This window comes from Vibrio sp. MM46 (assembly GCF_027587135.1).
Classification (GTDB): Bacteria; Pseudomonadota; Gammaproteobacteria; order Enterobacterales; family Vibrionaceae; genus Vibrio; species Vibrio harveyi.
Window position 1 is genome coordinate 36,848 of sequence record NZ_JAPPTO010000013.1, and the last position, 19,746, is coordinate 56,593.

The window sequence follows — 19,746 nt, forward strand, 5'->3', positions numbered from 1 at the left end:
AGCAACTTGACGGGAGACCGATTGAAACCTCTTAACTGCTTGAAAGCGTCACACCCGAACTTGTATCAACAACATGTCAAGAAATACGAGTATCGCCCGCAAGCTCTAAAGCGTCGCGTTCATGGGTTGGATTGTTATTGGAATGACGTGCTTCACTTTACACCGATTCATCCGGGCAAGGTACTAGAGGGATTGAGAAAGAGCGGCCTTGAGACGACAACGCTAGGTCGTTGGTTTCGGTTTGATGTGAGGGAGCTTGGCTTTGATAAAACCAATACCGTGATTTTCTGGTCGCCCAATCAAGAATTTGGTGATTGGAAAGAATCAAAAGAGGATTTTATGCCTTACAAAGAGACCGAACTTTTACAGCTCAGCGAACTTCCGAGCAAAACGCTATGCTTTTATCAGGAGCGAATTCATAAGGAAGAAGTGCCATTGTTATTCTTTCGTACCCCTCACGTACTGTTTAAAGGCTCTGTCGGTCTCAAAAATGGTCATGAAATTACAATTGTTTAGCTGACTTCTATATGCTTTGCGCATTCATTCAGATAAGGAAAGGAAACGATAATGGATAAATTCGTAGTGTTTCTCCTATGCCTTTGCCTGACAGTAGGTGGCGTTATTCACCTTTACGACAATATTGTCGATGGCCTTTTGCCTTACGATTTTGCCCCAGGCTGGTTAAACATGTATTGGAGTGCTTTGGGTCTCCTAGATTTGCTTGCCGTGTATTTGTTGATCAAGCATCGACGGACCGGGCTGGTTTTAGTTTTATTGATTATGTTAAGCAGCGTAGGCTTTAACTCGTATGCACACTATGGATTGGGTATCTTCGAGAGCAGTGGACAACTGCAATGGCAAACGTTGCTATTAGGATTTTCTATTGGGGTATCAATTTGGTTGTGGAATTCGCAAAAGAATCGTCACTCTCGTCAGATATTCCGTTAACTTTTTGACATTACTTATTTTTCAACAGGGAAGTGTTATGGATAACTTTAAGGAGCTGGCGAGCTTCGGTATTTTTGCTGCGCTATCAGGCTTTAGCTTTGGTGCCATCTTTTTTGGTATTGCATTTGTATACGCAGCCATAAATAAACAACAAGACGTGAGTGTGCTCGCCATCTCATCGATTGTTTTGGGGATTATCGGCTTGTTTGTTGGCGTCACTCAATCAAACAAGAAACGTAATTTGATTAAAGCCTAAAGATTTCTATTCAATCCTAAATACACTGGGGTGAGTAGCGGTTGCATGTTCGTGATACATATCATCGAGGTAGGTCAGCAACTCCTCTTCTTCTAGAAAAGGCGGCACTACCAAATCTCTGACTGGGCGCTTTATCGATGTTTCTGAATCGATATAAAGCGTCCAAATCCCATCTTTGCATTCCGCAAGCACGACTTTTCCAAACACATTCACTTTCATTGAGCGGCTCATGAGGAAGACTTTTCTTTGTAACGAAATGGCTGGGTAATCAGTTTATCTAATCTTTGCTCGTCTTTGTCGCGAATCTCTGGAACACCAATCACAACATCATCATGTCCTAACTCCGGTTGAGCTCGATATGTGCCAAACAAGCGATCCCAGATAGACAAGAAGAAGCCAAAGTTTGAATGTGTCTCGCGCACGATGACGGAGTGGTGAACGCGATGCATGTCTGGTGTCACAACCAACTTACGTAACGTCGCGTCCCAAGGCAGTGGCAGCTTTGCATTGCTATGGTTAAACATGGCGCTGGCATTCAATACGATTTCAAACACAACGATGCCAATAGGAGATACGCCTAAAGTAAACACAGCGGCGATTTTTACCACCATCGAGAGAATGATTTCTATCGGGTGGAATCGTGTCCCGGTTGTGACATCGATATCCAAGTCAGCATGATGCATGCGGTGAAGCTTCCATAGCGGTTTAACTCGATGGAAGACTAAATGCTGTAGGTAGATGATGAGATCGAGTAGCACAACGGTTATCAGCACATTTAACCAAGTCGGGAAGGCAAGAGCATTGAGTAGACCCCAATGGTTTTCATAAGCGATGATGGCCGCTTGAAAGGCTGCAATCGGCATAACTATGGCAATAACGACACTATTTAGTGCGACCAATGTGAGGTTGTTAAACCAGCGAAATGAACGGTCGACAGTCAGCTGCTTTCTCGGTCGCTTGTTTTCCCACAAGGTGCACAGCAACAAAACACCAATGAAGATGCTGAGTCGTAGCCAAGAAGGGTCGTTAAATGCAGTTTCGGGCACACTAATTTCCTTGTTTGATTCGCTTATTTGTTAAGACCTTAACACTCCACCGTATCTTTCAACGAGAAGAAAGGAATGTGAATGTCCGTCCGTTTATCAGCATTTCTTGAGACTAACCCTCTATGCAAGTAGAATCGCGCTCTACTTTATGAAGACCCTAACAACTGGCACTTTCTATCCATGAGAATCCACGCTTTCCATCGTTTATACCAGCACCGTCAATCTATCTCAACGAAGCCGTTTAACGCTCGCGGTTGTAAAGTGGTTCGCTGTCCTTATTGTCAGGTTTCTGAACAATATTGTTTGTGCGAGATTCAGCCGAACATTGAATCCAATATTGCCTGTATGCTGATCGTATCGGAAAACGAAGTGTTTAAGCCAAGTAATACTGGGCGTCTTATTGCTGATACGATTCAAGAGACCTACGTGTATCAATGGAATCGTACCGAACCTTCTGAAGAGATGTTGGCATTGCTAGAGAACGATGCTTATCAACCTGTTGTTGTCTTCCCAGCAGATTACGTGGATGAGCCTGAACGTTTGTTGGACGGTTTAAATCCAGAGCGTTTGAAGATATCCGATGGCTCGGATAAAAAGTGGCTAATGATCTTCATTGATGGTAGTTGGCGTGAGGCACGTAAGATCTTCCGCCGTTCAGAGTTTCTTAAATCTTTGCCTGTGCTTTCTATTGAGCCGGAATCACTGTCTGAATACATTATGCGTCGCTCGGATAACGAGCAACACTTATCAACGGCAGAAGTGGCGACGTTAGTATTCAAACAGGCAGGTGAAGAGCAAGCTTCGGAGTGTCTGCAATTGTGGTTTGAAGCCTTCCGTGAAACCTACATGCTGACGAAAACTCGAGTAAAAACCGACTGGTCTCGCCCGCATCTGAAACGTTTCAAAGAGTGGGCTAAAATCGAGAGCTAACTCTAAGGAATGAACTTTTGTTGATGGCTTGTTGTTCAACTGGCTTCAACGAGGGGATAAATCTGCATTCCGTCACGGTTTGCAGGCGTACAGATATGGATAATGCCTAAAGTTTATCTTTTTGACTCCAGCATATTTTGGGAGTCGTTTGAGCATTTTAGGAGAGAATTGCATGTATTACGGCTTTGATGTCGGTGGCACTAAAATCGAGTTTGGTGCGTTTAACGAAAAACTTGAGCGTGTAGCAACTGAACGTGTACCAACACCAACAGACAACTACGATTTGCTGGTAGAAACCATCGCAGGTCTGGTTAACAAATACGATGCGGAATTTGGTTGTGAAGGTACGATTGGTCTTGGTCTTCCTGGCATGGAAGATGCGGATGACGCAACTGTACTAACGGTTAACGTACCTGCCGCAAAAGGCAAACCACTTCGTGCGGATCTGGAAGCTAAAATCGGTCGCAGCGTAAAAATCGAAAACGATGCAAACTGTTTCGCGCTTTCTGAAGCATGGGATGAAGACCTTCAAGACGAACCATCTGTACTAGGTTTGATCCTTGGTACGGGTTTTGGCGGTGGCTTTATCTACGAAGGTAAAGTGTTCTCTGGTCGTAACCACGTTGCGGGTGAGGTAGGTCATACACGTCTTCCTATCGACGCTTGGTTCCACCTAGGCGAAAACGCGCCTTTACTAGGTTGTGGTTGCGAAAAGAAAGGTTGTCTAGACAGCTACCTATCTGGTCGTGGTTTCGAGCTTCTTTATGCGCATTACTACGGCGAAGAGAAGAAAGCAATCGACATTATCAAAGCAAACGCAGAAGGTGAAGCAAAAGCGGTTGAGCACGTTGAGCGCTTTATGGAGCTTCTCGCAATCTGCTTTGCGAACCTGTTTACTGCGACTGACCCACACGTTGTTGTACTAGGCGGTGGTCTATCTAACTTCGAACTGATTTACGAAGAGATGCCAAAACGTATTCCTAAGTACCTGCTTTCTGTCGCGAAATGTCCAAAGATCATCAAAGCAAAACACGGTGATTCAGGCGGCGTACGTGGTGCTGCGTTCCTAAACATCAAATAATCGTCTGAGTTTTCGGTAAGCGAAAATACATAAGGTCTATATTGAAAGCTTCGTTTTCCTTTATGGTGAAACGGGGCTTTTTACCTATAGAGTACGAACAAAAAGAATAGGTATAAAAAACTCGCGACGAATCGCGAGTTTTTGTTTTGGTCTGTGTAGCTTGGCTTATTTGTTCTTTTTACCTACGCCCAAGTTCTCTTTTTGAGCTAGGGTGATTTTGCTAAAGCCTAATTTTCTGAAGTAGTTATCACGGTAGTTGCGCACTGCTTTAGTGTCAGACACTGCTTCGATTTGTTGCTCCATCTTTAGGAACTCAGTGATATCGATACCTTCTGCTTCTGCAACCGCTTCTTGAATATTGCGGTGTTGCTGGTATGAGAACGTCAGTTCTTTGTCTTGGTCTTTGTAAGTGTAAAGAATGGTGCGAGCCATAGCTGTCTCTCTGAAAAGTTTTTCTGTCATCAATAAAAAGGTCAGACGTGCTGACCTTCTCATTTTTAGTTGGGCTAGATTCTGCCTTGAAGTGGGATAATTGTCACGCTTTCTCCCGTTTTTACAGTATCAACAGCAGGGGAGATTTCGATCAGGCAGTTTGCCTCGCTCATTGAGCGCAAGATACCAGAGCCTTGTTTACCCGTTGTGCGGACCGTTAGACGACCTGTTTCGTCGAGTTCGTAGATACCGCGACTAAACTCGGTACGACCTTGGCGAGAACGGAGGTTTTCTGTGGCAATGGCACTGACTTTGAGTGGTTTCCAGCCTTGTTCACCTTGCATCTTACGCAGCGCAGGCTCAACAAAGTTGATGAATGAAACCATCACGGCAACAGGGTTACCCGGCAAACCAAAGAAAGGTTTATCGTTGATTTGACCGAACGCAAGCGGACGACCAGGACGCATGTTGATACGCCAGAAATCAATTTGCCCCAGTTTGTCCAACGCCAGCTTAATGTAATCGGCATCGCCAACGGATACGCCGCCAGAAGTCATCACTACGTCGGCTTGCACAGAAGCATTTTCGAGCGCTTCAATCATCAACTGCTCGTTGTCTTCTAGAATTCCGAAATCCAAAATTTCACAGCCAAGTTTCTCTAACATGCCCATGATAGTGAAACGGTTTGAATCGTAGATTGAATTCGCTTTCTGATCTGTACCTGGCGCTTGCACTTCGTCACCGGTAGAGAACACAGCAACTTTCAACTTGCGGAACACATTGGCTTCACCAAAGCCAAGAGAAGCAATCATGCCCATCTCAGGGGAGGCTAGGCGAGTGCCTGCGGTAAACACATCGCTACCAATTGCTAAGTCTTCACCCGCTTGACGAACGTTTTGACCGGTTTTGATGCTTGCACTATTGAAAGTGACTGTATCGCCATGCTGTGTTGCCTGTTCACGCATAACAACGGTATCACCATTGATAGGTGTTGGGGCGCCCGTCATGATCTTAACCGCTTGACCAACTTCCAGAGGTTGATCGTAAGCGTGACCCGCCATCACTTCAGCAGCCACTTGGTAGCTGTCGCGCTCGATGTCATCACCGCGAATAGCGTAACCATCCATCGCTGAGTTGGTGTATTGCGGCACGTTAACTGGTGACACCACGTGGTCTGCTAGCACGCGACCGTATGCATTTTCAATCTTGCACGCTTCGGTTTCAGCAACTGTGTTCACCAAAGATAGGATCTTTTCTTGTCCTTGAACGACAGAAAGGAAAGCCGGAGAAAGGGTATCGCAGCAAGCACCTTCTTTCTCTTTACTCTTTGGTGCTTTCGCTTCTTGAACATACTGAATAACGAACTGGGCAATTGCTTCAAGATCGTTGATGTTCATTTGTGGCAGTTCAGATTCCAATTCGCCGCTGTCTGAAGCAATCGCGATGATGTTTTCATCGTTTGGATAAAGCCAAGGCTTGCCGACTTCTTCACGGTGTAATTCGATCTTAGGAAAGGCAATGTTTTTGCAGCCTTCCACCAAAACCACGTCTAGCTTGTCTTCATCAAATCGCGTCAGTAGGTAATCAAACTCAGATTCTGATTCTGGTGTTTCTGTCATCAGCGCGAAGCGGTTACGAGAAGAGATCAGCATTTGCGATGCACCTGCTTTACGTAGGCGGTGGCTGTCTTTGCCCGGTTGGTCGACATCGAAGTTATGGTGGGCATGCTTTAGCATACCGATGCGTAAACCTGCGTCGGTTAACTTTGGTAGCAATGCTTCAAGTAGCGTAGTTTTGCCCGTACCAGAGTAGGCAGCAAAACCAAGAATAGGGATGTTTAGCGTGTGTTTCATGATTCGAGTTGTCCAAATTGCGCCAATTCTTCAGGCGTATTTAAGTTGACGAAACAGTTTGGTGAGTCGCTAAAGTCAACGTAACTGGTGTTGCACTCTTTATAGAGTAGGATGATTTTACGATCGCCACGTTCTAAAAACGCGGTCAGCTTTGGCAGTACACGCTTGTGGTAAAGCGTGAAGACGGGCTGTTGGTGATCGCCATCATGAGCAACCAAAATATCGGTGTCTTCTTTTACTGCATTACAAAAACGTTCAACAAGGTCGGTGTTGATTTGTGGGCTGTCGCAAGGGACGAAGCCAACCCAATCGGTTTTTGCATGAACCAAGCCCGCATGGATACCGCCCATCGGACCTGGGAAATCTTTAAATTGATCACTGAAGACGAAACCAAACGCACGGTAGGCGTCTTGGTTTCGGTTCGCATTGATTAGAATGCGTGGTGTTTGCGGAGATAAACGTTCGATAACGTGTTCGATGAGTGGCTTCTGATTCAGTTCGATCAGACCTTTGTCTTTTCCACCCATACGGCTGGCTTGACCACCAGCCAAAATGACCCAACTAGTTTGTGTTGGCTGAAGCATATGCGTTCTCTTGGGATGTTTCTTTTGGTATGACATACAAGAGTGGAGACTCTATCAAAGTCTTGTCTTTAATCCACCACTGTTTTTTACATAAATCCGTCAACGCGTTCGCTTGGTGGCTAGTCACAACAATACTAGAGCCACGATCAAGCAGATCTTTTGCCATGATAACCAGACGTTCAATCGACTCTTGGTCGAGAGAGGCACTTGGTTCGTCCATCAACAAAATCGATGGTTTTAAAATCCAAGCCCGTGCCATTGCTACGCGTTGCTTTTCACCGCCGGACAATACAGAGATGTGTTCGTCGGCTAAGGTTTCTAACCCTACCATGCGCAGCGCACTAATAACTTGAGCTCGCTTATCTTTTGCCGTGTCTTGTTGATATTTAACTCCATAAACGACGTTTTCGTACACAGTGCCGTCAAAAAGGTAAGGAGACTGATGGAGATAAATCACGTCAACACGACCATTGCGACGCGTCCACTTCTTCAACCAAGTATCTTTCGGTGCCACTACTTTACCCGTTGAAGGCTTGAGCAAACCCGCAAGGATCTTAAGTAAGGTGGTTTTACCAACGCCATTGTCACCTTTTAGGTAAATCGCGTCGTTTGGACCAATGGCTAATTCAGGGATGTGGAAAAGCACACGCTCTTTAAAGCGCATGGACAATTGCTCGGCGGTAATTTTTATAGTCATAATTCACCCTTACATTGGGTCGATGGCGAGTCGATTGCTTGCTTCATGTTCTTAGATAGCCTTTGCCTCTCATGCTCGATAAGAGGAAGTTGAGCGCTAACGCTAACGATAGTAATACAATTCCTAATGCAACTCCTTGCGCAAAAGCACCTTTACTACTTTCCATTGCAATGGCAGTCGGAATATTACGGGTTACGCCCATAATGTTGCCACCAACCATCATTGAACAGCCTACCTCTGTGACGATTCGTGAGAATCCCGCAATGATAGCCGCCAATAAAGGAAAACGTGTCTCCCAGATCATAGTAGCAGCGATACGAGGTATTGACGCTCCTAACGTAATCGCCGTTTCAACCGCGCGACGGTCACTCGATTGAAGCGCACCGTGCATCATGGAAACCAGAACCGGAAAACAGACGATCATTTGTCCTAAGATCATGGCTTTTTGCGTAAACAGCATTTGCCAATCACCTAAAGGTCCCGCTCTCGATAGCAGCATGTAGAGCAGCAAACCGATTACGACCGTTGGCACCGCCTGTAAGGTGTTCACAATGGACAGCAAGAACCACTTACCACGAAAGTCGGTGTAGGCGAGGACAAAGGACATCAAAATAGACGGCAATACCACCAAAGATATTGCCGTAATAGAAACACTAAAGGAGACCGCAACGATCTCCCATAGGTCTGCATCAAAATTCACCAGTAAGCGCAAGGCTTCTAGTGTTGTATCAGCAAGATTCATATTGCGTTATTTGGTCTCAGCATTCGCAACGAACAATTGTTTACCATTCAGGCGGAAGCTGTTGATCAGCTCTTGACCGTGCGGATTCACTAACCAGTCACTGAACGCCTTCGCACCTTGGTAGTTGATGGTTGGGTAACGCTCTGGGTTAACCAAAATCACTTGGTATGGGTTAAATAGTTTTTCGTCGCCTTGGAATAGAATCGCAAGATCCAATTTGTTTTGGTAAGCCAACCATGTACCACGGTCAGTCATGGTGTAGCCTTGCATCTCTGAAGCCATATTCAGAGTAGGACCCATACCTTGGCCTACGCTGCGGTAGCCACCAAAGTTTGGTTCCATCTTAGTTTGCGCCCAAATGCCCAATTCTTTTTTGTGTGTACCGGAATCATCGCCACGAGAGATGAAAGTTGCATCTTTGTTTGCGATCTCTTTGAACACGTCGAGTACGGATGCATCGTCTTTCACTTGTGCTGGGTCAGACTTAGGACCAACGATAACGAAGTCGTTGTACATCAGTTTACGTGGAAGGACGCCGTAGCCATTCTCAACAAACACACCTTCTGCTTTAGGAGCGTGTGTCATTACCAAATCAACGTCGCCGTTTTCACCCATCTTCAGCGCCTTACCAGTGCCCGCCGCGATGATATCCACTTTGTAGCCAGTGTCTTTTTCAAATTGAGGAAGTAGGTAGTCCAGTAAGCCAGAGTGGTAAGTACTTGTTGTTGTTGCCAGGCGAATGTGTTCGCCATCTTGAGCTGAAAAAGCAGAGTAGCTTACAAGAGTGATTGACGTTGCAGCTAGAGTCAGCGCAATTTTTTTCATTTTAGTTGTTTCCTTTCCAATGATTCTTTGGCTTCTAAAGTCTTGGGTTACTAAAGAAGTCGCCAGAGCGTCATAGCGCGCTCATATCACAAGTCACCTTAGGGTGAGAGAGCGAGAAGCGATGATTACGCGTTAATGTCTCCCGCATCCTGAGACCACTTGGACACTCCATATAGCAAACAAGATGCCAACATTTTACAAGCTCAAAATGTTTGATTTATGCGCTAATTCATGGACTTATTTGCATAAAAATTTGCGTTGGTACAAAATGTCGCACTTTTTGTAGGGTATCTCTGTTTAAACTTGGTACACTCTGTCCCATTCAAATCCAACTGGGGTAAATATGTCTACTCAATCCCATATTAGTACAAACCAACAATACAACGCTTTTTCAGTACTGGTCGTTGATGATGAACTCGGTATGCAAGCCATCCTTAAAAAGGCGCTGGGCAAGCTGTTTTCTCAAGTCGATACAGCGGGCAGCATTGAAGAAGCGGAAGAGCTACGTAACTCACGCCACTACGATTTGATTCTGTTAGATATCAACCTGCCGGGGCGTTCAGGGATTGAATGGGAAGAGGCGTTTGAAGATGACGACAAACGCGCGGATGTCATCTTTATGACAGGCTACGCGGATTTGGAAATTGCGATTCGAGCCCTACAGCTTGGTGCATCGGACTTTATCCTCAAGCCGTTTAACCTAGAACAGATGCTGAAAGCGGTCAGTCGTTGTATGGATCGCCGTTTGAACGAACGCATGCAATACGCGATGAAGCGTGACTATCAGCGTCACAACACCTCAGAGATTATTGGCGGTTCGGAAAAAACTCGCCAGCTCAAACAACTGATCACTCAATTTGCGCCGTCTCGCGCATCTGTCCTAGTGGAAGGTGAGTCGGGCACCGGTAAAGAGTTGGTGGCGAGAGGTATTCACCAAGCAAGCGGTCGAACAGGTCCATTCGTCCCACTTAACTGTGGCGCGATTGCACCAGAGCTTTTAGAGAGTGAGTTATTCGGGCATACCTCGGGGGCTTTTACTGGCGCTAAGAAATCTCGCGAGGGTCTTTTCCGCGTAGCCAATGGCGGCACATTATTCCTTGATGAAATCGGTGAGATGCCTTTGTCCATGCAAGCGTCACTGCTACGCGTGTTAGAGCAGCGCACCATTCGTCCGGTTGGTTCTGAGCGTGAAATTAGCATTGATGTTCGTATTGTCGCGGCGACCAACCGCAACCTGCAAGAAGAGGTCAACAAAGGTAACTTCCGTAGCGACCTCTACTACCGTTTAAACGTTTTGAAGATTGAAGTTGCTCCTCTACGTGAGCGTAAAACAGACTTGTTTGAACTGGTTCCATATTTCAGCAATATGCTGACCAGTGAGCTGGGTATGCAAGCACCGAAGTGGGCGCATGAAGATATGGAAGCGATGAGCGAATACGAATGGCCAGGTAACATTCGTGAACTTAAAAACCTCATCGAGCGTTGTATTTTGTTAGGTAAACCACCTGCGCATCACTGGCGTGAACTCAATGGCGGTCATGCTTTACCTAATGTCTCCATTACCGTGTCACACAGTGAAGAATTGCCAACCTTCAAAGAAGGCAAAGAGTTCTCTGGTGAAGGCTATCCAAACACTTGGACACTAAAAGAAGTGGAAAAAGCGCATATCCAACAATTGGTTAATTTGCACGAAGGCAACAAGTCGGCGGCGGCTCGAGATTTAGGAGTGGCACGAAAAACGCTAGAGCGCAAATACAAAGAGTGGGATTCTGAGGACGAGGATTATGCCGAGTAGTAGTTGGCAGCAACACAAAGGATTGTCTAAATGGACGTACCGATTCAAAACCATGGTGCGTTATCGACTGTTGATTTTGACATCTGCGCCAATCTTTCTAACGCTAATAGCCCTTATTGGCATTACGATCTATTGGTCGATTCATTATACGTGGCAAAACGCGTTGTTAGACGTATCGGAGCGTTTGGGCGTTGCTAATAACAGTATTACGTTGCTGCAACAAAAGCAGGCGAACTACGTGAAATCGTTCGCGGACTCTTATGACTTCCGTACCCGAGTGAATCAAAATGTCCCACAAGCAGAGTTGCAAAAGTGGGTGACTGCACAGAAAAAACGCTACGGTTTGGACTTTTTGTCCTTCCAACGTGTTAATTCGATGGAAAACAAATTCCGCTTTATGGATTTAACTAAGCGCGAATCTTTCTTCGATGTTCTCGACAGAAAAGAGCTGGAAAAGCTAGACCCTGAACTCGCCAAACGTGCTGAAGTACCGATTCTAAAGAATGGTGGTGTGGAAGCACGTGGCTTGGTAAGTCGAACCGTGATCCCAGTTTACAGCCAACAGAACGACTTAATTGGTTTCTTAGATGGCGGTTTGCTGCTTAACAACAGCACGGTGTTGGTCGATCAAATTCGTGATCTTATCTATTTGAGCGATAACGACACCCTCCGTCCAGTGGGGACTCTGACGGTATTCTTGGATGATCTTCGTGTTAGTACTAACGTTCCCTTAGATAGCGACCAACGTTTGGGGCGCGCTATCGGTACGCGAGTAAGTTCTGAGGTATACAACAAGGTATTGGCGGAAGGTGAGCAATGGGTCGACCGCGCGTTTGTTTACGATGCTTGGTACATCACTGCTTATCAACCAATCAAAGACCAGTACGACAATGTCATTGGTATGCTCTACACCGGTTACTTGATGTGGCCATTCGTCAAAGCGTATATGACAAATATCGTTGAGATTAGCTTGATTACCTTAATGTTGCTCTTAGTTTCTGGCGTGATGGTGTATCGCGGCTCTCGCGATCTATTCCGTCCAATCGAGCGCATCTACAAAGTTGTGAAGCTTGTCCAGTTGGGTAAAGAAAAGCGTATTGGTCCATTAGGGTTGGATGAACACCATGAGCTCGCTCAGTTAGCGCGTCAGTTCGACAACATGCTTGATGCTTTGGAAGATCGTAAAGTCGAGCTGAAGAACTCTGCCATGGAGCTGGAAGGTAAAGTTCAACAACGTACGGCGAGTTTGAAAGACAAAACTGAAGAGCTTGAACTTCATATTCAACTACTCAACCAAACCCGTGACAAGCTCGTCGTCAACGAAAAGCTTGCCGCACTGGGTGAGTTGACTGCTGGGATCGCCCACGAGATTAACAATCCAACCGCAGTGATTCTGGGTAACGTTGAATTGATTCAATTTGAGCTAGGTGAAGAGGCAAGCCGCGTTCAGGAAGAGATTGATGCGATTCACGCTCAAATTGACCGTATTCGTAATATCACGCGCAGCTTACTGCAATACAGCCGTCAGGGCGGTGTACAAGACGAAATTACGTGGCAACACGTGAATCCAATCATCGATGAGAGCATCACGCTGGTTAAAACCGGTACTAAGAAGCGTGATATTGAGTTTGTCACCGATTTACAGGCTCATACTTCGGTTGAGATCAATCGCCACCACTTGTTGCAGATTCTGGTGAACTTGCAGATGAATGGCATTCACGCGATGGACGGCAAAGGTAAGCTAACCGTCGTGAGTGAAGATTGGATTGAAGATGGCGAACTGAAAGGCGCCGCGATTCATGTCACTGACGAAGGTTGTGGTATTAAGCCAGAAAACTTGAGTCGTATTTTCTCGCCATTCTATACCACTAAACGCGACGGTACTGGGCTAGGGCTTTCTGTTTCGCAAAGTATTCTTAGTCAAACAGGCGGCGAGCTAAAAGCTGAATCGGAATGGGGCAAAGGCAGTACGTTCAGTATCTACCTGCCAAAGAAAGCCGAGCTACTGCTTGAGGTAACGAATATCGCTTAACCGGCGATTCCAATTCGTAACGCGCAAAGAAAAGGGTCAGTGTAAATCACTGACCCTTTTTGTATCTGTCCTTCTCTAAACGCGAGAGGAATACGCAGAATTAACCCGTATGCACTGCAATCTTCGGTGGATTTATGCCGTGCTTCTTGAACTCTTTCATCACACGCAGAGTAATGTCGGTTTCAAACAGCTTCTCGTAGGCGGTGTCTACCACATAAGCCTTACACGTTAGCTGAATTGCCAAGTAGTTATCCGTAATGGTCTGCTTGACGAGAACCGTTACCGGCTTAGGTAGGTGGATATAACGGCTTGAAGACGCCGCTTCCTGAATCAAGTCACGTGCTAACGTAATGTCTTCATTCATGCCCACATAGAACGGAATCACTACCTGCATATCCAGAGCACCGTAGTTACCGCTGACGACCACTTCACTTAAGAACTTGTTGTTTGGAATCGTAATGATGTCATCGGTTAGGGTACGCATGCGCACAGAGCGCAAACCAATTGCAATAATATCGCCGTAGTTACCTTCGAACGTGACGCGGTCACCAACTTGGAATGGACGATCCACCATAACTGTCATACCCGCGATGAAGGATGCGGCTAGGTCTTTCAATGCGAAACCAACCGAAACCGCTAACGTACCACCGATCAGAGCAAGGATTTGATCGTTAATACGGAAGCTCATCATAAACACGACAGAACCAGCGGTTAAGTAGATAAAGAACTGCAAGAAAGATTGAAGCTTTTGCAGCACCATGCGGTATTGCACGAATTGGCTACCAATACTTTCTACCATCGAGTTCATGAACTTAAGCAATAGCCACGTTGAGGCAATCACAATGATGGAGAAGAACACGCCGCTCCAGCGAATTAGGCTAGCGATTTGCGAGATATTATCCACACTCGCGATTTCTTCAGTCGCCAATGCAGAGGTGCTTAATAGCGATAACGCTAATACGGTGAGTAGTTTTTTCATCGTTATTTCACCAATAAATGTTGACGGTCGAGAACGTTGGTAATGTGACGGAACCAGTGATCCGACACGCGAGCTTTGTCTTCGCTCCATTCAATAAAGCCGCGGCTTTGGAAGTAGCGCAGAGTACCAATAACTTCCGCAATACTTAGCTGAGTACACTCAGACAACTCTTCCGGCGACGCCACTTCAAGCTGAACAATTGAGCGCAGCACGGCTAGCATTGGCTTCGGCATTTTCTCTAGCTCTTGAGACTCTGGTGCATGGAACAATCGAACCACCACTTGTTGCGTCTCTTTGTCTTGACGCAGAGACAAGCGGAAAAAGCGCAAGCCCACTGTCGGGTTACCATCAGAGTAATGCCACAGAATACGGTAGAAACCTTGTTTAGCACGTTCTTCTTCCGTGATGTCTTCTTGGTCCCATTGCTTAGGGACGACAAGACCATCAAACGTTACTGGGTTCTCAATCTCTTGGTTAATACGCGTATCAAACAGCGCAGACAGTTGTTTTTCACTCCAGCGCGGCATAAACGCCACCCAGTCAAACAACAGACGTTCGCCACGAGCGCGGTCGACAAAACGCCAACTTGCTTTCTCAATCGCCATGACAACGCGGTGATTTTTCTTAGAACGACGAAGTAGATTAGTCAGTTTAATCAAACCGCTTAAACCGCCTACCATTGGCTTAACTAAGCGCTGGGCGTTATCAACTGCAATAAGGTAAGGCGTGTCACTTTTACGTAAATGCGCAAGAACCTGAATCTCAGAGGCGTCTTCTTCCAAACCAAGCTGCAGTGCCAACTCTTTTAGTAATTCACTGTAACCTGCGTATGGACAGTTCAAATAAAGCGGTTTGGCGTTCTTCACTTTGTTAAGGATCGTACGAAGGAAGGTCGTTGTACCAACGCCACGTTCACCAGAAATTACACATACCGCAGGACTATCTGTCAGCAGGTATTTAGACAGTTGCTTGATTTCGTCTGAGGCATACTCGACCAACTCGCTGTCTTCGCTACCAGGAAGAATATACTCGAATGTTTGCTCGCCTTTGATTCTTACTAGATTAGTATCACCGCCTTTATTACCTGTTTGTTTGGCAACTTCGATGCGGAACAAGTATGCCAACGCTTGGCTAAACATGGTGTAGTTAGACAGCATTGCGACAATACGGTGTTTGAAGCTATGCAGCGTAATCCACACGGCACATATAGCCGTACCAATGATGCTTAGAAACAAGGTGTCTTTACGACGAATAGACCAGTTTACCCACACAGGACGATCAGAGAGCTTCTCCGCGACTTCAAATACCTTTTTACGCCATAGGCGCAATACCGACAGCGTCACCAATACAAACCAGAAGAACAGCGCGCTGTAGATCCACGAGTAGATGGTGCCTTTACCCAGCGTACGAATCGAGATTTGAAGAATTACGCCAGCAACAATAGCGCTCCAAACGTAACGACGAATGGTCGAAAGGCGTAGGGCAATCACTTCTTGGCTAGTGCTGCGACTGTTGCGATAAGCAAACTCGAGAATAAAGCTAATCGCGATAGAACCACCCAGAACCCACCAAGTGAAGATTTCTAGAATGATCAAATGCTGCAAGCTTGGGATTTCTGATAGCACTCGAAGCGAGAGCGTAATCGCAATCAACCAAGCAATTGCTCTGTGCGCACGACTGATATACCAAATCAAACGAACCCAGATTGGCGGCTTTGTGATGTTATCTAGCTGCGTTTCGCGGAATAGAGTAATGATGCGCTTGCTGTTAGTTAACCACCAGACCAGACCGAAATAGATAAACAACACTTTGATGCCAGCCCAAACAACCGGAATCGGTGAAATCAGAATTTCTTTAATCAGAGATTGGAAAGAACGAATCTGGAAGAATACCAAGTACTCGACGTTAAGCTGAGTTTGACGCCACTCTTGCTTAAACTGCGTGACACCATAAGGACCGAAACCAGTCAGTTTATCGTGCGTGATGGGGTCAGTAAGCTCTAATAAACGCTCTTTACTTTGTCCTAGGCTGTTAACCGTAAGGTAACTGGATTGTGTCTCAAACCACTCTTTGTCTTCACCAGAATTGCGGTATGTCTTTAGGTGTTGATCAAAGATAAGGGTCTGTTTGCGCTGCTCATTCATTACTGCATTGAGCAGTTGGTTGACCTTACGTTTGTCTTGGTCAGACATAAACAAAGGCTCTGGCAGCTTATTGATCTCCTGAGTGATCTCTTGCGCTACAGGCAAGACTTGAGGCTCAGGTTGGAATTCGTACTCCCACTCAGCGTGAGCGGGTAAAGAAAGCACGAGACCGACTAGCATTAAAATGCGCGCCATGAAATGCATAAAATTCTCTTAAAACTTAGAAGGTTAGAGTTAGTGTAGTTGCTTTATCGCGATATGCGAGTTTTACCCAATGACCGTACGTTTAGTTTCGATTCTTTAATAGAGACTGACGCTTAATAAAGGAATAACGTACGGAATTGATAAAAGGGGACGCACTATAAACCCAATTTCATGGGGTATGTCAATGGTTAGTCATGACCGATTTATGTCTCAGTTTTGAGTCGGTTAGAGTGAGAACACTTAAATTTAGCAAGGTTTATGTTAGCCAAATCTCAAAAATCAGTTCGCTAAACAGTGCTTTTTCTCATTAATTAATAAAAACAAAACTTGAAGTGTGTAGCCTTAAGCAGTAACGTTGCGCGGTTTTTCCCAATAAACTTGAATTGCTAAGGTAAAGGTTTTGATTTCCACAGCGAATATTACTCAACAATTTGGCGCTAAGCCGCTATTTGAAAACATCTCAGTTAAGTTCGGCGAAGGTAACCGCTACGGCTTAATTGGGGCTAACGGTTGTGGTAAATCAACCTTTATGAAAATCCTGAGCGGTGAGCTTGAACAAACAAGTGGTAACGTAAGCTACGATCCAAACGAGCGCGTTGCAAAACTGAACCAGGACCAGTTCGCATACGAAGAATTCACTGTAATCGATACAGTAATCATGGGTCACAAAGAGCTATGGGAAGTGAAGCAAGAGCGTGACCGTATCTACTCACTTGCTGAAATGAGCGAAGAAGACGGCATGAAAGTGGCTGATCTAGAAGTTCAGTTCGCGGAAATGGACGGTTACATGGCAGAAGCAAAAGCGGGTGAGCTTCTTCTTGCTGTGGGTATTCCAATGGAGCAACACTTCGGTCTAATGAGTGAAGTTGCACCGGGTTGGAAACTTCGTGTGCTTCTAGCGCAGGTTCTATTCGCAGACCCAGACGTAATGCTTCTTGACGAACCAACCAACAACTTGGATATGGACACTATCCGTTGGTTGGAAGACACGCTAAACGCGCGTAACTGCACAATGATCATCATTTCGCACGACCGTCACTTCCTAAACTCAGTATGTACGCACATGGCTGACTTGGATTACGGTGAGCTACGTGTTTACCCAGGTAACTACGACGAGTACATGACAGCGGCTTCTCAAGCTCGTGAACGTCTACTAAACGACAACGCGAAGAAGAAAGCACAAATCGCTGAGCTACAAACGTTCGTTGCACGTTTCTCTGCAAACGCATCGAAAGCAAAACAAGCAACATCTCGTGCTAAGCAAATCGACAAGATCAAACTGGACGAAGTAAAAGCGTCTAGCCGTCAAAACCCATTCATTCGTTTTGAGCAGTCTAAAGAGCTATTCCGTAATGCTCTGATTGTTGAAAACCTAAGCCAAGGTTTTGAAGACGACCTGTTTGCTAACTTCAATGCGATTTTTGAAGTCGGTGAGCGCGTTGCAATCATCGGTGAGAACGGTGTGGGTAAAACAACCTTACTAAACACACTTGCTGGTGTACTAGAACCACGTACTGGTGAGTTCAAATGGTCCGAAAACGCGAACATCGGTTACTACGCGCAAGACCACGCACACGACTTCGAAGAAGACCTAAACCTAACGGATTGGATGGGTCAATGGCGTCAAGAAGGCGATGACGAGCAAGTGGTTCGTAGTTTCCTAGGTCGTATGCTGTTTGGTCAAGATGACATCAAGAAGTCAGTAAAAGTACTGTCTGGTGGTGAACAAGGTCGTATGCTGCTTGGTAAGCTAATGATGCACAAACCAAACATGCTGCTAATGGACGAACCAACCAACCACATGGATATGGAATCGATCGAATCATTGAACACGGCACTAGAGCAGTACAAAGGCACATTGTTCTTCGTATCGCACGACCGTGTATTCGTAGACTCGCTAGCAACACGCATCATCGAAATCCGCGATGGTAAAATCACAGACTTTAAAGGTACTTACTCTGAGTTCCTAAAATCTCGTGGTATCGAAGGCTAATCCTTCTTCCGAATAAAGAAAAAGACCTCATTGCGAGGTCTTTTTTTATGTCTATTCTGTGTTAGTGCTAATGCTTTGCTAGCGCTATATTGTGGCGTTCAATCCTTAAATTGCCTCATTAGATAAGCATAAATCCCAACGAGCCCGAAGGTAATGATCATCGAAACGATGATGCCGCTTGGGGTGAGTAGATAATTCCACAGCTGATCGTTGTTCATAGTTCACATCCTTTGTGAATCCACATGATGACTTAAGTCTAACTCATTTGGTGAATTAATGATGAGTTATTGATTTCCCTTCACGTCAAAATCAATCTTCTCTGCACCAGTGAAGACTTGGAAACGTAAGCCTTTCGCACGAGCGATAGTAGTGATGCCAAACTTTTTCGCCAGATCCAAACCCATTTGAGTTACGCCCGAGCGAGAAAGTAAAACAGGGATACCCATCTGCGCTACTTTAATCACCATCTCTGATGTAAGGCGCCCCGTTGTGTAGAAAATTTTATCTTCACCCGTTTCTTGATTAAGCCACATTTCACCCGCTAGCGTATCAACTGCGTTGTGACGACCAACATCTTCCACAAAAGACAGCACTTCGTTGCCTTTACACACGGCACAGCCATGCACAGCGCCCGCTTTTTTGTAGGTATCGTTGTAATGCGTTAATGCTTCAAGCGCCGCGTAGATTTCAGATTGCTTCAGCGGCACTTGTGGCACTTGGTAATCTTCAAGCTGCTTCATCACGTTGCCATACATAGTGCCTTGACCACAACCAGACGTCACCGTCTTCTTCTTCAGCGCGCCTTCTAAGTGCTCAGTATTTTCTTTGGTGATAACCGCAGCTGAGTGCGTTTCCCAGTCAATAATGACCGATTCAATCGCTTCAGGATCAGACAAGAAGCTCTGGTTCTTCAAATAACCCAACACAAGCGCTTCAGGACGAGAGCCAAGCGTCATTAGCGTAACGACTTCCTTCCAGTTCAACATCACCGTAAGAGGGCGCTCACAGGCGATTTGCTTAGTTAGCTTCTCACCGTATTCGTCAAACACTTCTACTTCGATGGTCTGTAGGGGATTTTCACTGGTTTTAATAATGTTTGGTTTTACCACAGTCATGTCCTAATGAATGAGAGAGCCGATACACGCTCTCATTAATGGGTCTATTCGTCTTAACGCTACAACAAAGCAATTCTCATTCCAAAATAG

Annotated in this window: 19 protein-coding genes; 8 read left to right on the plus strand and 11 right to left on the minus strand. The window is 45.6% G+C overall.

Annotation, left to right across the window (positions count from 1 at the left end):
- The first annotated feature begins 60 nt into the window (after positions 1 to 60).
- The 3 genes from OH459_RS15670 to OH459_RS15680 are packed head-to-tail and all read left to right on the plus strand — an operon-like array spanning position 61 to position 1,204.
- Positions 61 to 516 carry a hypothetical protein gene (locus tag OH459_RS15670; RefSeq protein ID WP_234352399.1) on the plus strand — a complete coding sequence of 152 codons (456 nt, stop codon included), beginning with the start codon at positions 61 to 63 and terminating at the stop codon, positions 514 to 516.
- A gap of 51 nt (positions 517 to 567) precedes the next feature.
- On the plus strand, positions 568 to 948 hold the full coding sequence (locus OH459_RS15675) for a hypothetical protein (RefSeq protein WP_049536024.1): 381 nt from the start codon (positions 568 to 570) through the stop codon (positions 946 to 948).
- A 37-nt stretch (positions 949 to 985) separates the two neighbouring features.
- On the plus strand, positions 986 to 1,204 hold the full coding sequence (locus tag OH459_RS15680) for a hypothetical protein (protein ID WP_009699322.1): 219 nt from the start codon (positions 986 to 988) through the stop codon (positions 1,202 to 1,204).
- Between the two features lie 6 nt (positions 1,205 to 1,210).
- On the opposite strand, the gene OH459_RS15685 is transcribed toward OH459_RS15680, so the two are convergent.
- Positions 1,211 to 1,435: a DUF7661 family protein gene (locus OH459_RS15685; RefSeq protein ID WP_269987645.1), complete on the minus strand. Its 225-nt coding sequence runs from the start codon at positions 1,433 to 1,435 to the stop codon at positions 1,211 to 1,213.
- On the minus strand, positions 1,432 to 2,250 hold the full coding sequence (locus tag OH459_RS15690; RefSeq protein WP_009697773.1) for a sterol desaturase family protein: 819 nt from the start codon (positions 2,248 to 2,250) through the stop codon (positions 1,432 to 1,434). The genes OH459_RS15685 and OH459_RS15690 overlap by 4 nt, the downstream gene beginning before the upstream one ends.
- Before the next feature lie 180 nt (positions 2,251 to 2,430).
- Here OH459_RS15690 and OH459_RS15695 point away from each other — a divergent pair, with 180 nt between their 5' ends.
- Together OH459_RS15695 and nagK are read left to right on the plus strand one after the other, a co-directional pair.
- On the plus strand, positions 2,431 to 3,180 hold the full coding sequence (locus OH459_RS15695) for a tRNA-uridine aminocarboxypropyltransferase (protein WP_017190151.1): 750 nt from the start codon (positions 2,431 to 2,433) through the stop codon (positions 3,178 to 3,180).
- A 172-nt stretch (positions 3,181 to 3,352) separates the two neighbouring features.
- On the plus strand, positions 3,353 to 4,261 hold the full coding sequence (gene nagK, locus OH459_RS15700; protein ID WP_009697775.1) for an N-acetylglucosamine kinase: 909 nt from the start codon (positions 3,353 to 3,355) through the stop codon (positions 4,259 to 4,261).
- Positions 4,262 to 4,426: 165 nt separating this feature from the next.
- On the opposite strand, the gene OH459_RS15705 is transcribed toward nagK, so the two are convergent.
- The 6 genes from OH459_RS15705 to OH459_RS15730 all read right to left on the minus strand — a co-directional run bounded on the left by OH459_RS15705 (position 4,427) and on the right by OH459_RS15730 (position 9,394).
- Positions 4,427 to 4,693 carry a DUF2960 domain-containing protein gene (locus OH459_RS15705; RefSeq protein WP_005377584.1) on the minus strand — a complete coding sequence of 89 codons (267 nt, stop codon included), beginning with the start codon at positions 4,691 to 4,693 and terminating at the stop codon, positions 4,427 to 4,429.
- A gap of 74 nt (positions 4,694 to 4,767) precedes the next feature.
- A complete protein-coding gene (locus OH459_RS15710; protein WP_269987652.1) occupies positions 4,768 to 6,546 on the minus strand; it encodes a bifunctional molybdopterin-guanine dinucleotide biosynthesis adaptor protein MobB/molybdopterin molybdotransferase MoeA in 1,779 nt (592 codons plus the stop codon).
- The gene (gene mobA / locus OH459_RS15715) at positions 6,543 to 7,130 is read right to left on the minus strand and encodes a molybdenum cofactor guanylyltransferase MobA (RefSeq protein ID WP_182878382.1); all 588 of its coding nucleotides are present in this window, start codon (positions 7,128 to 7,130) and stop codon (positions 6,543 to 6,545) included. The genes OH459_RS15710 and mobA overlap by 4 nt, the downstream gene beginning before the upstream one ends.
- Positions 7,108 to 7,827, minus strand: coding sequence for an energy-coupling factor ABC transporter ATP-binding protein (locus OH459_RS15720; protein ID WP_005445824.1), 720 nt, complete (start codon positions 7,825 to 7,827; stop codon positions 7,108 to 7,110). The genes mobA and OH459_RS15720 overlap by 23 nt, the downstream gene beginning before the upstream one ends.
- Positions 7,828 to 7,870: 43 nt before the next feature.
- Positions 7,871 to 8,569 (minus strand): ABC transporter permease, encoded by a 699-nt coding sequence (locus tag OH459_RS15725; RefSeq protein WP_005445822.1) that lies wholly within the window; start codon positions 8,567 to 8,569, stop codon positions 7,871 to 7,873.
- 6 nt (positions 8,570 to 8,575) lie between these two features.
- Positions 8,576 to 9,394 carry a substrate-binding domain-containing protein gene (locus OH459_RS15730; protein WP_005445821.1) on the minus strand — a complete coding sequence of 273 codons (819 nt, stop codon included), beginning with the start codon at positions 9,392 to 9,394 and terminating at the stop codon, positions 8,576 to 8,578.
- A 343-nt stretch (positions 9,395 to 9,737) separates the two neighbouring features.
- Here OH459_RS15730 and OH459_RS15735 point away from each other — a divergent pair, with 343 nt between their 5' ends.
- Both OH459_RS15735 and OH459_RS15740 read left to right on the plus strand, forming a co-directional pair.
- On the plus strand, positions 9,738 to 11,189 hold the full coding sequence (locus tag OH459_RS15735) for a sigma-54-dependent transcriptional regulator (RefSeq protein ID WP_005445819.1): 1,452 nt from the start codon (positions 9,738 to 9,740) through the stop codon (positions 11,187 to 11,189).
- The gene (locus OH459_RS15740) at positions 11,179 to 13,221 is read left to right on the plus strand and encodes a sensor histidine kinase (RefSeq protein WP_017190154.1); all 2,043 of its coding nucleotides are present in this window, start codon (positions 11,179 to 11,181) and stop codon (positions 13,219 to 13,221) included. The genes OH459_RS15735 and OH459_RS15740 overlap by 11 nt, the downstream gene beginning before the upstream one ends.
- 100 nt (positions 13,222 to 13,321) lie before the next feature.
- Here OH459_RS15740 and OH459_RS15745 read toward each other — a convergent pair whose 3' ends face one another.
- Both OH459_RS15745 and OH459_RS15750 read right to left on the minus strand, forming a co-directional pair.
- A complete protein-coding gene (locus tag OH459_RS15745; protein ID WP_005427576.1) occupies positions 13,322 to 14,200 on the minus strand; it encodes a mechanosensitive ion channel family protein in 879 nt (292 codons plus the stop codon).
- A gap of 2 nt (positions 14,201 to 14,202) precedes the next feature.
- Positions 14,203 to 16,548: an ATP-binding protein gene (locus OH459_RS15750; RefSeq protein WP_239969409.1), complete on the minus strand. Its 2,346-nt coding sequence runs from the start codon at positions 16,546 to 16,548 to the stop codon at positions 14,203 to 14,205.
- Positions 16,549 to 16,948: 400 nt separating this feature from the next.
- Here OH459_RS15750 and OH459_RS15755 point away from each other — a divergent pair, with 400 nt between their 5' ends.
- On the plus strand, positions 16,949 to 18,541 hold the full coding sequence (locus OH459_RS15755) for an ABC-F family ATPase (protein ID WP_005427581.1): 1,593 nt from the start codon (positions 16,949 to 16,951) through the stop codon (positions 18,539 to 18,541).
- Between the two features lie 284 nt (positions 18,542 to 18,825).
- Here OH459_RS15755 and OH459_RS15760 read toward each other — a convergent pair whose 3' ends face one another.
- Complete coding sequence (locus OH459_RS15760; RefSeq protein ID WP_005427802.1) at positions 18,826 to 19,650, minus strand: formate dehydrogenase accessory sulfurtransferase FdhD; 825 nt, start codon at positions 19,648 to 19,650, stop codon at positions 18,826 to 18,828.
- Between the last annotated feature and the right edge of the window lie 96 nt (positions 19,651 to 19,746).

Coding starts and splice junctions, on each gene's coding strand:
- OH459_RS15745 (WP_005427576.1), bottom strand. CDS start 14,200: ATGAAAAAACTACTCACCGTATTAGCGTTATCGCTATTAAGCACCTCT.
- OH459_RS15750 (WP_239969409.1), bottom strand. CDS start 16,548: ATGCATTTCATGGCGCGCATTTTAATGCTAGTCGGTCTCGTGCTTTCT.
- nagK (WP_009697775.1), top strand. CDS start 3,353: ATGTATTACGGCTTTGATGTCGGTGGCACTAAAATCGAGTTTGGTGCG.
- OH459_RS15695 (WP_017190151.1), top strand. CDS start 2,431: ATGAGAATCCACGCTTTCCATCGTTTATACCAGCACCGTCAATCTATC.
- OH459_RS15740 (WP_017190154.1), top strand. CDS start 11,179: ATGCCGAGTAGTAGTTGGCAGCAACACAAAGGATTGTCTAAATGGACG.
- OH459_RS15710 (WP_269987652.1), bottom strand. CDS start 6,546: ATGAAACACACGCTAAACATCCCTATTCTTGGTTTTGCTGCCTACTCT.
- OH459_RS15675 (WP_049536024.1), top strand. CDS start 568: ATGGATAAATTCGTAGTGTTTCTCCTATGCCTTTGCCTGACAGTAGGT.
- mobA (WP_182878382.1), bottom strand. CDS start 7,130: ATGCTTCAGCCAACACAAACTAGTTGGGTCATTTTGGCTGGTGGTCAA.
- OH459_RS15725 (WP_005445822.1), bottom strand. CDS start 8,569: ATGAATCTTGCTGATACAACACTAGAAGCCTTGCGCTTACTGGTGAAT.
- OH459_RS15730 (WP_005445821.1), bottom strand. CDS start 9,394: ATGAAAAAAATTGCGCTGACTCTAGCTGCAACGTCAATCACTCTTGTA.
- OH459_RS15735 (WP_005445819.1), top strand. CDS start 9,738: ATGTCTACTCAATCCCATATTAGTACAAACCAACAATACAACGCTTTT.
- OH459_RS15685 (WP_269987645.1), bottom strand. CDS start 1,435: ATGAGCCGCTCAATGAAAGTGAATGTGTTTGGAAAAGTCGTGCTTGCG.
- OH459_RS15705 (WP_005377584.1), bottom strand. CDS start 4,693: ATGGCTCGCACCATTCTTTACACTTACAAAGACCAAGACAAAGAACTG.
- OH459_RS15680 (WP_009699322.1), top strand. CDS start 986: ATGGATAACTTTAAGGAGCTGGCGAGCTTCGGTATTTTTGCTGCGCTA.
- OH459_RS15720 (WP_005445824.1), bottom strand. CDS start 7,827: ATGACTATAAAAATTACCGCCGAGCAATTGTCCATGCGCTTTAAAGAG.